The sequence below is a fragment of the Paenibacillus sp. CFBP 13594 genome, from assembly GCF_014842675.1.
Lineage (GTDB): Bacteria > Bacillota > Bacilli > Paenibacillales > Paenibacillaceae > Paenibacillus > Paenibacillus amylolyticus_B.
Map to the genome: position 1 here is coordinate 955064 of NZ_JACYVQ010000001.1, position 13384 is coordinate 968447.

Consider the following 13384-nt stretch of genomic DNA (forward strand, 5'->3'; position numbering starts at 1 on the left):
AACATTAGCACCTGCTACTCACGAAACAAGCTGCTCCCGTTGCTCTGAATGACATCTTTATACCAGTGGAAGGACTTCTTACGATAGCGTTCCAATGTTCCTGAACCATCATCATGACGATCCACATAGATAAATCCGTACCGTTTTTTCATTTCTGCAGTTGTTGCACTAACCAAATCAATACAACCCCATGATGCATATCCCATTAATTCAACACCATCTTGAATGGCTTCAGCGACTTGAAGCAAGTGCTCCTTCAAATATTTAATGCGATAATCATCAATAACGGTTTTATTACCATTTTCGTCCGTGATCAGTTCATCTACGGCTCCTAATCCATTTTCAACGATGAATAACGGCTTCTGATAACGGTCATACATTGCATTCATGATGTACCTTAAGCCTTTGGGGTCGATCTGCCAACCCCAATCACTCGCAGTCAAGAGCGGATTAGGAACACCACCAATCAGGTTTCCTTCTCCTTTAATTTGCTTGGCAGGATCAGCCGTTTCGCAACTACTTTGATAATAGCTAAAGGAAATAAAGTCAACGGTGTTTTTCAAAATTTCTTCGTCGCCAGGCTCGAAATGAATGGTAATCCCGTTATCTTTCAAATAACGTTTCATGTAACCTGGGTAATAACCACGCACGTGAACATCCGTAAAACCTGTGTTCTTATGATCCGCTTCCATCACTTTGATCATATCATTAGGGTCAGGAGTCAATGGGTAAATCGGCATAGCAATGACCATACAACCAATTTTGAAATCCGGGTTAATTTCATGCCCAATTTTAACCGCCATTGCACTTGCAACAAACTCGTGGTGAACCGCTTGGTACAGGGCCTGTTTGCTAAGTTGATCCTTATGCGTGTTAATCCCGCCACTTGCAAACGGGTGTTCAAGAATCGAATTAATCTCGTTAAATGTGAGCCAATACTTCACTTTGCTTTTGTATCTCTCAAAAATGGTTCGCACATATCGTTCATAGAAATCGACCATTTTTCGATTCGCCCAGCCATCGTATTCCCTAACGAGATGTAGAGGAGTTTCATAATGAGAGATCGTAACTAGAGGTTCAATCCCGTATTTCCGGCACTCGTCAAAGAGGTTGTCGTAAAATTGAAGACCTTTTTCGTTTGGCTCAAGTTCATCCCCTTTCGGGAAGATTCTGGACCAAGCTATAGACGTACGAAAAACTTTGAAACCCATTTCTGCAAGGAGTTTAATATCTTCTTTATATCGGTGATAGAAGTCAATCGCAAATAACTTCATATTATCCTCTGTTGGTTCAATCGTCGGAGGTGTCTGAATGCCGTTTGGCATGATATCCTGAATGGAAAGTCCTTTTCCGTCTTCTTGGTATGCACCTTCAATTTGGTTTGCAGAGACGGAACCTCCCCACAAAAAACCATTCGGAAATTGAAATGTTTGACTCATTTGGTAAGCCACCTTTCTTTTAAACCTTGAGCGGATCTGGATATAAATGAATCTCGCTTTATCGGTTTTTTATCATGTATTTGTTTTCACAACTTATGTTACATAGATTAATGCATAAAATACATGTTATTTCGTATTTAGTACAAGGTATCAGAGATTCACATTTGTAACATAAAAGTAACGTAGTGTTTCATTTTTTTCAAAGGATTGTTGCATGTTAGCTCAAGGGTAACTGTACTTCTAACACGCCATCATAATAGACACAAAATAAAAAAGCCGTCAAAATGACGACTTCATCATGATAAGTTATCCATTAAAAGAGGCAGGCTCAAGTGTTTCCAGCAGTTTCTTAATCTCTTCATCATATTCGGGTTGGAATAATGGAATGATCTCATCTAATTTTTGCTGGAACAAATCGGAATCCTGGACACAAAGCGCTGCTCTTAATTCAATTTCTTCTTCTGAACCATTGTCGTTTAGAATCATGTCCAGGACATCCGCTTTGAAATATTCACTTGGAGGAAGGATCAAAGCATTCATTAGGAATTGCATAAAAAAGAGATGGTTATCTTTTTCCTGATCTGCTTTTTTCATCGCTTGCTTCGTAAATAAGTTGATATATTTCTGAGCAAAATCCACTCCTTTCAGTTCATAAGGCCCACCATGTTCTACCCCTCTCCAACGCAGGTCAGCCACGGAACTAAGCCACCAAGCCGGATCGATGGCCTGCTGCATACGAAGCAATATGTTCCGTTCAAACTGCGGATCGGGATGCAAGCGCTTTGCTTCCAAAGACTTTCCTATAGTCTCAGCTTCGACCGCAGCAACGGTGATACCTTGTCCGTGAATAGGATCAAAGCTACAAAATGCATCACCAAGGACGAGTAAACCAGAGGGCCAATCTTCCATGAGTTCAAAATGCTGACGAACAGACTCGGAAATACGGTACCCCCTAGGCCCTTGCAATGGCTCCAACTGCTCCATTAACTTCACAATTTTATCTGAAGCAAATAGATGCTTGATTTGATCTTGAAACTCTTCGGGCTGAGTGGACGGATACTCATCTCCTCCAGCATTGAAAAGAATGAGTCCAGCGATATCATCCTCAATGCGCGTAAATATGCCTGCACGAATACCTTGCTCAGGATCTGAATCAGACATCACCCATTCGTTCGGAATGGAGGATTTAATGTTGTAATAACGGGTGCTATAACCAAGAGATACCTTTAGCACTTCTGGTTCTGGCACATTCAACCCTAATTTATCAAGCCACCTAATCAATTTGGAAGAACGTCCTGAAGCATCAATAACCATATCCGCTGGAAGTTGGTCTTTCCTTTTTTCACCGCTTCTTTCTTTGATATAAATGCCTGTAACAGCATGCTGGTCTTCAGATACGATGAGTCCAGTAACTTCCATACTTGTTAAGAAGCTTATATGAGGGATATTTTGGATTCGTTTGCGCAGCACCCATTCCAGCAAAGCTCTGCTGCACGATGCAATTTTAAATGAAGAAGGATCCTCCTTGTTAACTAATGTACCGTATCGATTAGTAACTATAAGCTTCTCATCGTGTGAAGAGATCGCTCCCAATGCTATCAATTCGTCATTGTATCCTGGGAAGTAATGTTCCATAATCAGCGCGCCGCGTGGTTGTACGCGGTGTGGATGAAAAGATTGAGGTACACCCTGTCGGTTATTTGGCTCCGAAGGGAATTCATCCCTTTCAATCACACATACTTCCTCATAATAATCAGCTAACATTCTTGCAGTAATTAATCCAGCAATCCCTGCTCCGATCACCACAGCTTTTTTCATGTCGGACACCGAAGATTCATCCTTTCTAGAAATTAGATTTTAATCTACACTTGTTGAGAAATCAAAATATTACTTATAATACCAATATATAATCAAAATTTCTTTTATAGTAAGAATCAATATAGGGATGGTATATAGTTAAACTACGATATGGAAGTGGTGTAGATGAAAATCAATGAAAAAAAGCTTGATTTAAGAGTTGCCCGGACTCATAAATTGTTAATTACGGCCTTTAGAGATCTGTTATCTGAGCAAGGCAAACTATTCAGCAATATCACGATTAATGAGATATGTGACAAAGCGATGGTTCACCGTACAACGTTTTACAAACATTTTGAGGATAAATTTGCGCTGTTATCCGCTACCCTCACGTGGGTTCTTCAGGATTATTTACAAATGAGTATAGAAGATCGGCTTCGGCAGCCCTTGCAAAGCCTATCTAGATTCATGTTGGAGAATTTACTGGAGCCAATTGTTCAAAACCAGAAGAATGACAAGGGATTTACTGACTTTTTCAAAAACTATATCGGAGATATATCCAGAAGAGATTTTCTGGAATTAAAAAGAAGAGGGAAACCATTTTCACCTCCCATAGAACTTTTAGCGGAATATCATTCAGGGGTCATTAGTTTACTTGTGACGTGGTGGATATATCATCTTGAAGAAGATGTTACGGCAGAACAGATGGATGAGTATTACTATCAAATGGTTAACGAGAAAATCATGTTAGACTAACATGAAGCTCATTCTACGCTACGCACATAGCAAAATTATCCCTTATGACATATTTTCACCAGAATAAGAAGGTATCTTATTGTTGAGATAAAATAAAAACCGATGGGCATTTTACTTATGTAAAGTCCCATCGGTTTCTTTAGTTTTAGGATAGTTCGATTGAAGGCCACAGATCCTGTGAATCTAAAATATAAGTCGATAAAATTATGCCTACTGATCAAAAAAAATGGGTTACTATGTAGCAAATCAGCAATGGTTCTTACCAGAGGCCTATGAAGTAACAACCACCTATATTCATCTTACGAGTTATATTCATTGTAAGCATCTTCAGTCGTCTGCACGTTCTTCAGATACACAATCTGCCCTGACTCGTTCACACGCATAATATCTATACCCGCCTTCGCATACACCGTGCCATCTACTGCTTGCCCGCATACTGCCCAGTTAGTTCGATAACTGCCGTCGGGCTGAAGAACCCATGCATCCCACATATGTTTAATGTCTTTATTGTATTCATAAAAAGTCTTAATAACCACCTCGAATCCTGTACGACTGCTACCGTTTGAAACAATTTCAGCATTCTGCGTGAACAGGGATAACAAATCCTTCATAGCCCGGTCGTCAGTGCGAGATGCATCAAACAAGCGAAAATAATTATTTAACATCGTGATGTTTGCATCGGTGTTCAGTGAATTGTTAGTATTGCCAGCGGTTGCTGTATTGGACATGTTATTACCTCCTATATTGTCTATACTGTCTTATGCAGTGTAGTTTCAGTTCGAATATTTTCGAACTGTTTGGCCTGAAAAGAAATATATCACACTTCCCACATAGCTGCAATACATAATTCGAAAATTTTCGAACAATAAAAAGAGGTTAAAACTGCTAGTATCTATCTTATGAGAACTCTAAGAATTCCCTACAGGTTCAGAGAGAGGTCAATCGAGGGTACCGTTTGTTCGAGGTTGATCTTGTGCAGAAAACGGACGGGAAGCTTGTAGCCAGACATGATTGGTCGCAGAAGCTATAGCCGGATTTAGCCGCTCATCGGGGACGAAACGTAACAAAGTTTCAGTTTGCAAACTCGCTTATCATGGGTTGCATTTGCCCAAGCAGCGCTTCATTTAAAAGTCCTAAATATGAAGTTAACCCTCAATACTCCTTTTCAGGATGTAAGAGGGTTAACTTTCATTTTATACAGGTGTTAAAGGTGAATCGAATGAATGGCTTGCCAATATCGATCACTAAATATTAGTCCAGAAGGCTGAAGATCTGAATGCTCTCTACCTTGGCATCCTTGATATGAAACGACATCACATCCACATAATTGGATGGCTCGTAACGGAAGTCATCCTCCTCATCAGGGGCTCCATCACCAAGCAGTTTCCCCTCAGGGTATGCGTTTTTGAGTGTATCCAGGCTATCTCCTGCTTTAATGTTTCGCACTGTCGCGTACTTAGGATCTGTGATTTCGATATGAAAGATGGAGTCTTGTTTCCCCTTCGGTATACTGATTGTTTTAATCTCCAGACCAGGATACGTGTACACTTTTTCCGTAAAACCGATTAAGTTATCCATATTTGTTCCATCGTCGGCACTGTACGTATGAGATTTCAGGTTATCCGGTTTGCCCAGCATCTGTTCCATCTGATCTTCATTCGCTGTATCCGAAATCGCAATGGTGTGCTCATTATAGACAAAAGCAAGCTCCTTCAGCACCACATTGCCTTCCTTCTCCATCGAACCTTCTTTAATAGCTTCAGTACCCTTTTCTTCAGAACTTCCGGAAGCAGGCGCAGTAGCATTTGTTGCACCTTCGCCTGTGTTCTGTTCATTTGCAGTGTTCTGTCCGGTTGCTGGCGATGTAGCTTCACTGGATTGACAGCCCGTTAATGCCACCGTTAGTAAAGCACCTAGTACGATAAAACTTGCAGCTTTGTTTATCAATTTCATCATGATCCCTCCATAAATGTGTGATTTGTTCTTATGAAGTGATTATAAATAAAACATTTGTTAGTCTCATAACAGAAATGTACCAATCTTGTAACGTTACCTATTTAGGCTTGGGTTTAGATGCAGGTCTACGCACGAGGCAAAACAATTGTAACGGTTGTCCCTTTTCCCACTTGACTTTCGATGTCGATATATCCATTAAACCGCTCTACAATCTCTTTGCAAATGGAAAGTCCAAGACCTGAACCGTTTGCTGTACTTGCATTTTTCGCCCGGTAAAAGCGTTCCTGCACTCGCTCCAGCTCGTCGCCCGCGATGCCTATGCCTTGATCACGTATCCGTATAACTACCTCACTTGGCGTATGTTCCAACTTCAATTCGATCAGCGATGGACTGCCTGAATATTTGATGGCATTGTCTACAAGGTTGGCGATCGCATGGGACATCAGCATTGGATTCACGTTGGCATGGACTTTTGTCAGAAGCTTATCCTCCGATTCCGCCTCATCCTTCCTGAACATAATCTCGATTCCTTTATCCTTGGCCTTGGCTCCCATATTCGTGGCGACTTGCTGAATCATTTCGCTCATTTCCGTCTTTTCGACTTCCAGTTCGTTGGAACCAGCCTTGTCGAATCGGGATAACAACAACAGTTCATTAATCAAGCGGGTGAGCCGATCCGATTCCTGCAACAGATGAGCATAGATTTTTTGCAGCTCCTTGTTCTCGGTCTCCCCTTCAACCAAGTATTGAGAGAAACCACGAATGGCTGCCAAGGGTGTTTTTAACTCGTGAGATACGTTGGAGACAAATTGTTTCTGGTACTGAATGTAATCATGAAGCTGCCGCCCCATGGAATCCAGCCCATCTGCCAGCATGCCCAGCTCATCCTTCCGTTTTAGATGAACTCTCCGAAACTCCTGTCTGGAGAAACTTTGCGCAGCGCCAAGCAGTATCTTAATCGGCTTGGTTGTGTTGCGCGCAATCCACAGGCTGGATAACGTAATCAGCACAATAAATCCGCCTGCACCGACAAACAGGATATAACGAATTTGATCCATGATCGCATAAAAGTAGGAAATGTCATCCACGAATTCATACACATAAGCGTTTTCGTAGAATTGATCCTGAATGGGCGTCGCAAAATAAAGCAGATGATCTTCCGTGACGGTGTAGGCATAACTGCCGCTTAGTGCTTTCTCAATATTTTTGTCAAAAATAAGCGGTTTGCCATCATTAATGATGATGCCATCCACAGCTAGGCCCAGCAACTGCTTGGAGCTGTCATAGATACGTACTTCCTTGCCTGAAGCTTTCAGCTTCTCCAGAGCAAGTCTGACAATTTCCTTCGTCTGGGGCTCTCCTGACGAGGATCTATGCTGTGCCAACACCTCACGGAAGGACAACTCCGACAGATCTGCCTTCTCCATCATCTGTTTCTCAATGGTAACGAAGCTATAGTAATCGATAGCTTTATTTACCGCAAAAATGATGATGCCAAAAGACAGCACGGAGAAAAATAAATAATTCAGCAGTAACCGGGTTGCATACTTCAGGCCTCGCCACCTCCAAGTTGATAGCCAAATCCATAGATCGTTTTGACGTACTTCGGTTCGTCAGCGTTATCCTCGAGCTTCTTCCGTAATCGCATGATGGTCATATCCACACTGCGACTGTCTCCCATAAAGTCATATCCCCATCCAATCTGCAGCAGCTCATCCCGGGTATAGATTTTGTCTGGCCTTTTGAGTAACGTTTCCAGTATTTTGAACTCTTTGGCCGTTAAAGACACGGGTACACCGTTTTTAAGTACCCTGCGGCTTTCCAGATCAAATGTCAGCTCTTCATGAATGATGCGTGTAGATTTCACTTCTGTCCCTTCACTCGATTCCTCCTTACTCTCGTTTCTTCTCAGAATCACCTTGATCCGAGCGAGCAATTCACGATTGTCAAAGGGTTTGGTCATGTAATCTTCCGCCCCTAGCTCTAGTCCGAGCACCTTGTCAATTACCTCATTTTTGGCAGAGAGCATGATCACAGGAATGGCACGTTTTCCGGTAATTACCTTACACAAGTCATATCCGGAGCAGTCTGGCAGCATCAGGTCAAGTACCACTAAATCGGGTTGAAAAGAGTCGAGCAGCTGCAGGCCCGTTTTGCCGTCCTCTGCGGTCTGCACATCATAGTTTTCTCGCCTTAGCACCAGCTCAATTAAATCTCGAATTGCGATTTCATCATCAATGACTAGGATTTTCTTCAAATGTACAAGCACCCCTATCTAGCTTGTTCTCCAGCTTCAATCATATATTAACCCATATTAGCACAGACGCTTTAGATTCCTCCACCAACAGGAAGATGAGGTATATTCCAACGAACCCAACATAACTTGTATTAAACCCGAAGAAAGGAGAACAATCCATGGATCTGCTCTGGGTACTCATTGTTGGTGGACTTATTGGTTGGTTAAGCGGCAACTTGATTGGACGAGACGTACCGGGCGGTGTACTTGGGAACGTTATTGCGGGTTTTATCGGTTCCTGGTTAGGAACGGAATTGCTGGGACCAAGGGGACCGGTGATTGGCGGATTTCATATTATTCCAGCCATTGTTGGCTCGGTTATTGCCCTGCTCATCTTCTTCGCTCTGGCACGCGGCGGAGCCTTCCGAAGACGTTAACAAAGAGAGGCGGAAACCGATCCCGTGGTTTATTAGTACGGGATAAACATAAAAGGACCGAAAGTATTCATCGATAGAAGATGAATGTTTACAGTCCTTTTTTTATTTTTGAACAAAATCGCATTCAGTATGATGGTTGATCTTCCTTTTGAACGCTATGAGGGGCATAAGCGCAAAGAAAGACACGTACCCCTTCAGTGATGATACGTTTGGTTTGTTCCTTTTCCAATGCCTCTGTTTTTCTAGGTTGATTAAATACCAATAAAAACGTTAATGCAGCGAAGTGCTTTGTAGCCATTCCAGGATCGGGCACATGGAGCAATCCGGTTTGTCCAAACTCTGTAAACCTCTTGATAATCCCCTCTTCAGTGGCATTATCCAGCCTATCAAAAAACGAGTCTGGCAGGTTGGCGGTTTCCACCATAACCAGACGGATCAAAGCCATGTAATCGGACGAACCGTTCGCAGAAGCTACGATTTGTTCGCAAAATAAGATGAGCGCCTGCTTCAGATCCTCGAATTCCAAGAGGTGATCTGAAATCCCTTGCTCAATCATGTCAAGAACCGCCAAACTGGATTCTTCAACAACGGCAAGCAGTAGATTCTGTTTGTCGCCATAATAATCATAAACTGTCCGTTTGGAAACTCCCGCTTTAGCTGCGACCGCATCGACGCTGGATCGATCAAACCCATCGGAAAGAAACAGGTCTCGTGCTGCCGCAATAATTTTAGCTCTTTTGTCTGAAGAGCCTTTGCGGATTTTCTTGTTTTCCGTATGATCCATTCTTACGTTGCCCCCTTATAGGTATACCATCAGAAATTAATTAGAGTTCCGTTCTGTTTACAAACTACACTGCACGGTGTAGTATAACAAATGTGGCACATCAAATCAATGAACAGGGAGGATTCTATTCATGAAAACCGTGCAGTCTTTTGTTGATGTTCTCATTGTCGGGGCCGGACCAACAGGGCTTACACTTGCCTGTGACCTTGCCCGTCGAAACGTGGACCATCGTATTATTGAACGAAGCTCCTTATTTAACATTGCTTCTCGCGCCAAAGCAATCCAGCCTCGCTCGCTTGAGGTTGTTGATGATTTGGAGGCCGTTCGTTACATTATGGACACAGGTGTTGTGGATTTGCCTGTTCGTTATTATACCGCAGATGGCAGGAGTGTGGACAAACCGGCTATTACCGTTGCAGCCAGCCCCGAACTTGAAACACCCTATCGTGATCCGGTTTGGATTGCTCAATATGATGTGGAAAAAGCATTGCGCGACCGATATGCAGTGCTTGGCGGTCAAGTTGAGTTGGGCATGGAAGCCATAAGGCTTGTTCAGGATGTGGATGGTGTATCGGTAACCGTGAATTCACCACAAGGAGAAGAGCAAATTCGCGCTCGTTATGTAGTCGGCGCTGACGGAGGCAAAAGCAATATCCGCAAATTTGTTCACTTACCGTTGGTTGGGGAAACACACGATCATGAGCGATGGTATCTTGGCGATGTACGATTGGAAGGGTTAGATCGTGACCATATCCATATCTGGACTTCTTCGGAGGGGATGGTCGGGGTGACGCCGCTGCCAAAATCCGATATTTGGCAACTGCAGGCTACAATTCCGGAAGACATCGAAGAACCAGAGCAGCCGTCGCTAGAGGCGTATCAAGCCATGTTTGACCGTCGCGCCGGGGCCGGACGTGTTCGGCTCACGGATGCTTCCTGGCTGTCCATCTATCGGGTCAACGTTCGTATGGTCGAATGTTACCGCAACGGCCGGGTCTTCCTTGCCGGCGATGCTGCTCATGTTCATTCGCCGGCCGGTGGTCAAGGCATGAATACGGGGATGCAGGACGCGTACAATCTCGGCTGGAAGCTGGCGGCTGTGATGCGGGGAGCGGACACCGCCTTACTCGACACGTACGATGAGGAGCGCCGCCCAGTGGCTCAATCTGTTCTTGAGGACAGCACGAAGAAGATGGGAGTGGTCATAGGAACGGCGACTGAAGGCGGAGGGTTATCCCAAACTTTGAGCACCATATCCGACGATCTGACGAGCGGACTACTCATTTCCTATCGCTCAAGTTCGCTTACCCGTCATCCTGCTCGAACAAATGCTACCCGTTCATTTCCTGGGGATCGTGCTCCTAATGCTACGGGCCTGCAAGGCACCGGATTTGCAGGAAGTCTCTTTGACCTATTGAGAGGCCCACACTGGACGCTTTTGGCTTTTGCAAACAGCATCGATCCTTCGCTGAAGAACTTCACCAACAATGAACTCCATATGCATTATATCCTGCCATCCCACGTTGAGGGGGCGGCGGAAGGTTTAATAGACACAGCAGGTAATGCCTATCGAATTTACGATGTAACAAGTAAAGAACTCGTATTGATTCGTCCCGACGGTTACATTGCAATGCGTACCTCCATTGATGATATTTCATCGATTTTGAATTACTGGAATTCCATTTATCGGGCAACTGATTTGGATAAGGCCAGCGGGAAATAAGATTAATTCAAGAGGAAATTAAAGAGGGCAACTTTTGTCACCAAAAGCGGCCCCCTTCCTTTCACTTCAATCCATTTTTTAAAATTTTGCCTCATGAATTACAATCTTCAATTTAGTTTGACGATCCGGCTATCCGGCTAGTTGTAAAAGATCTTCTAATGTCAATTTCCCAATAACCTCATACCCTTTTTGATCTCCCAGCGGTTTTAGAATTACGGTCTCCATACTCGCGAGTTCTCCTAATCCTATCCCAGGAGGAAAAGAGTGAGCTATAACTACTCTGTTAACATGAGTTGGAGGTATTTGTTCAATTTCATTTGTAAATGCTTGCAATGTACTATTTATTTTTTCAGTGCTCGGGTTTTGACTGAGATTATATACGTTTAACCAGAATTCATTTACTTTTATATGTTGTGTACCAAAAGCAATCTGAGCCGTTTGGAGGGTTCTACATAAAGGACTTGCTTCTACAGGTATTTGGAGGGGAATGTTTAATTTACGGATAGCCTCGCCATATTTTTCAGCTTGTTCCTTTCCCAATACACTTAAATTCCGCTGCGTAGTGCAATCTGTTAGACTAAAGTTTTGTTGATCTGCCCCTACAGTTGCATCTCCATGTCGGATATAAAGGATGTATCCGCCTTTTTGAAGATCTTTTATGAGAGAAGATCCGGTAATCTCTGCTCCCCAGGCACTATAAGTTGTTCCAAGCAACAGAAAAAAACAGGGTATCAAAATGAATAATCGGAACATTTCTCTTCCACCTTTTTTCTTCTACACTCCCCATTATTGCGATAACTTATACAGCGCGCTTCATCATTCTACGGAATCGTTCGAGAAAATCTACGCCATGTTACAATCCAGACTACTGAAAAATCGTTCAACCAAAACATCACCATATATTTTCTTCATATGGGCTGTGTTAAAAATATATTGTTCCATAGGCTCAAGCCTGCGAAGACAGCGTACCAGTACCTTCCGATCATCTTCAGATAGATTAGGGTCATCGTCTATCTTCATCAAAGCATTTTTCACACGTGCGGATATCTGTTCAACATACAGATGATTTTTGGATTTTGACGGAATACATTGTGTCAGGTCACTTGCTGGTAAAGGAACAATTGACGATATTCGCCGCTTGTAAAATCCGGTCATTGAATCTACATTTATAAAAAGTACAGTCGATAAACGTAGCATTCTCCAATGTCATCCCTCTCATATCGCAGGAGGAAAATTCGCAATTGGTGAAAACAGCTTCGTCTTTGGCGATGCCAACAGAGCGCAAGTCGGAACGAATAAATGTACAATGATCAATCGTACTACCGGCAAAAAATCTCGCATTTGTAAGATCGCAGGTATCAAATATAAGATGTTGCAGGTTACAGCTCCAAAATATGGGTGAACCAACATTTGAGTTGATTATGGTCGTACCGCCTATCGTTTCGTGTTCGTACCTGACAATATCAGAAAATAATTCGCTGTTTACTGACATATTAGACTCAAGTCTTCTCACCCCTATCACCCTATCAGTCCCTCGACATGAATTGTTATTACTAATATATGTTCCCTAATTTGAGCTAGGAATGGAACGCCCCTCCATGCTTGGTCTCAGTCCTACCATGGGTGTGCAGACAAGCGTGGGTGCTTCTTTTTTTGATTTCTTCAGGGAGCAAAAACCTCCGGGTAATCCTTTCGCCAAGCGCCGATACATCCAACTAAACAGGCAGTATAACATGTCATTGCACTGTCGTCCTCGTTCTTTTCATACTCAATGGCGACATTTATGCCGGATTCACGCCAAGCCAGAAACGGACCGCTGCCCCCGAGCCATTCCCCTTCTTCATACAATGCAGGTTGACCGTATTCACGAATCAACATATCTGGCGTTGAGTTCATTGTCATTCCGGCAGGAAGCTGTCCTGGAAACGGGGTATGGATTCGGTCATCCGATCCAGGAGCAAGAAAATGGACGGCGCCGATTATCCATTCATCCGTGTTCAGATCGTCACGTCCAGTCAGTTCATGAATTTTCGGTGAGCGATAAACGTCTAGGCGGATAGATGACTTTACAGACCAAATAATGTCGTCACTAAAATAATCACTCGCCTTCGGCATACGTTTGACACCGAAGGATTGCAATACTTGTTGAACACGCCTGGACTCATAAGGCTGACCTAGCATGGCAATGAGGTGTTCAGATGGTTCTTTCATGGATAGTGACACACCTTTCTCTTTGCTCAAGCACATCCAGCTTTG

Annotated in this window: 14 protein-coding genes; 3 read left to right on the forward strand and 11 right to left on the reverse strand. The window is 43.2% G+C overall.

Features of this window, described 5'->3' with window-relative positions; translation table 11 throughout:
- Positions 1 to 14: 14 nt before the first annotated feature.
- Together IFU39_RS04410 and IFU39_RS04415 are read right to left on the reverse strand one after the other, a co-directional pair.
- On the reverse strand, positions 15 to 1439 hold the full coding sequence (locus tag IFU39_RS04410; RefSeq protein ID WP_192131429.1) for a glycoside hydrolase family 1 protein: 1425 nt from the start codon (positions 1437 to 1439) through the stop codon (positions 15 to 17).
- Between the two features lie 306 nt (positions 1440 to 1745).
- Positions 1746 to 3257: an FAD-dependent oxidoreductase gene (locus IFU39_RS04415; RefSeq protein ID WP_197997661.1), complete on the reverse strand. Its 1512-nt coding sequence runs from the start codon at positions 3255 to 3257 to the stop codon at positions 1746 to 1748.
- A gap of 165 nt (positions 3258 to 3422) precedes the next feature.
- Here IFU39_RS04415 and IFU39_RS04420 point away from each other — a divergent pair, with 165 nt between their 5' ends.
- The gene (locus IFU39_RS04420; protein WP_076327468.1) at positions 3423 to 3992 is read left to right on the forward strand and encodes a TetR/AcrR family transcriptional regulator; all 570 of its coding nucleotides are present in this window, start codon (positions 3423 to 3425) and stop codon (positions 3990 to 3992) included.
- 299 nt (positions 3993 to 4291) lie between these two features.
- Here the strand turns inward: IFU39_RS04420 and IFU39_RS04425 are convergent, their stop codons facing one another.
- The 4 genes from IFU39_RS04425 to IFU39_RS04440 form a co-directional block, all read right to left on the reverse strand.
- Positions 4292 to 4720 carry a nuclear transport factor 2 family protein gene (locus IFU39_RS04425; RefSeq protein ID WP_244660864.1) on the reverse strand — a complete coding sequence of 143 codons (429 nt, stop codon included), beginning with the start codon at positions 4718 to 4720 and terminating at the stop codon, positions 4292 to 4294.
- Positions 4721 to 5243: 523 nt separating this feature from the next.
- Positions 5244 to 5945: a hypothetical protein gene (locus tag IFU39_RS04430; RefSeq protein WP_192131432.1), complete on the reverse strand. Its 702-nt coding sequence runs from the start codon at positions 5943 to 5945 to the stop codon at positions 5244 to 5246.
- Between the two features lie 128 nt (positions 5946 to 6073).
- Complete coding sequence (locus IFU39_RS04435) at positions 6074 to 7456, reverse strand: ATP-binding protein (protein WP_192131434.1); 1383 nt, start codon at positions 7454 to 7456, stop codon at positions 6074 to 6076.
- Between the two features lie 41 nt (positions 7457 to 7497).
- Positions 7498 to 8205 carry a response regulator transcription factor gene (locus IFU39_RS04440; protein WP_091021014.1) on the reverse strand — a complete coding sequence of 236 codons (708 nt, stop codon included), beginning with the start codon at positions 8203 to 8205 and terminating at the stop codon, positions 7498 to 7500.
- Positions 8206 to 8363: 158 nt separating this feature from the next.
- On the opposite strand from IFU39_RS04440, the gene IFU39_RS04445 reads away from it, so the two are divergent.
- Entirely contained in the window at positions 8364 to 8621 is a 258-nt protein-coding gene (locus IFU39_RS04445) for a GlsB/YeaQ/YmgE family stress response membrane protein (protein WP_091021013.1), read from the forward strand.
- A 124-nt stretch (positions 8622 to 8745) separates the two neighbouring features.
- On the opposite strand, the gene IFU39_RS04450 is transcribed toward IFU39_RS04445, so the two are convergent.
- A complete protein-coding gene (locus IFU39_RS04450; protein ID WP_192131436.1) occupies positions 8746 to 9405 on the reverse strand; it encodes a TetR/AcrR family transcriptional regulator in 660 nt (219 codons plus the stop codon).
- A 130-nt stretch (positions 9406 to 9535) separates the two neighbouring features.
- Between IFU39_RS04450 and IFU39_RS04455 the strand changes: the two genes are divergently transcribed.
- Positions 9536 to 11128, forward strand: a complete 1593-nt coding sequence (locus IFU39_RS04455; protein WP_192131438.1) for an FAD-dependent monooxygenase — start codon at positions 9536 to 9538, stop codon at positions 11126 to 11128.
- 129 nt (positions 11129 to 11257) lie between these two features.
- On the opposite strand, the gene IFU39_RS04460 is transcribed toward IFU39_RS04455, so the two are convergent.
- From IFU39_RS04460 to IFU39_RS04470, 4 genes are all read right to left on the reverse strand, one after another.
- Positions 11258 to 11881 carry a histidine phosphatase family protein gene (locus IFU39_RS04460; RefSeq protein WP_192131439.1) on the reverse strand — a complete coding sequence of 208 codons (624 nt, stop codon included), beginning with the start codon at positions 11879 to 11881 and terminating at the stop codon, positions 11258 to 11260.
- Between the two features lie 90 nt (positions 11882 to 11971).
- Positions 11972 to 12325 carry a hypothetical protein gene (locus IFU39_RS32760; RefSeq protein ID WP_244660924.1) on the reverse strand — a complete coding sequence of 118 codons (354 nt, stop codon included), beginning with the start codon at positions 12323 to 12325 and terminating at the stop codon, positions 11972 to 11974.
- Positions 12228 to 12620, reverse strand: coding sequence for a pentapeptide repeat-containing protein (locus IFU39_RS32765; protein ID WP_244660908.1), 393 nt, complete (start codon positions 12618 to 12620; stop codon positions 12228 to 12230). The genes IFU39_RS32760 and IFU39_RS32765 overlap by 98 nt, the downstream gene beginning before the upstream one ends.
- Before the next feature lie 170 nt (positions 12621 to 12790).
- Complete coding sequence (locus tag IFU39_RS04470; RefSeq protein ID WP_244660865.1) at positions 12791 to 13369, reverse strand: hypothetical protein; 579 nt, start codon at positions 13367 to 13369, stop codon at positions 12791 to 12793.
- Positions 13370 to 13384: the final 15 nt, after the last annotated feature.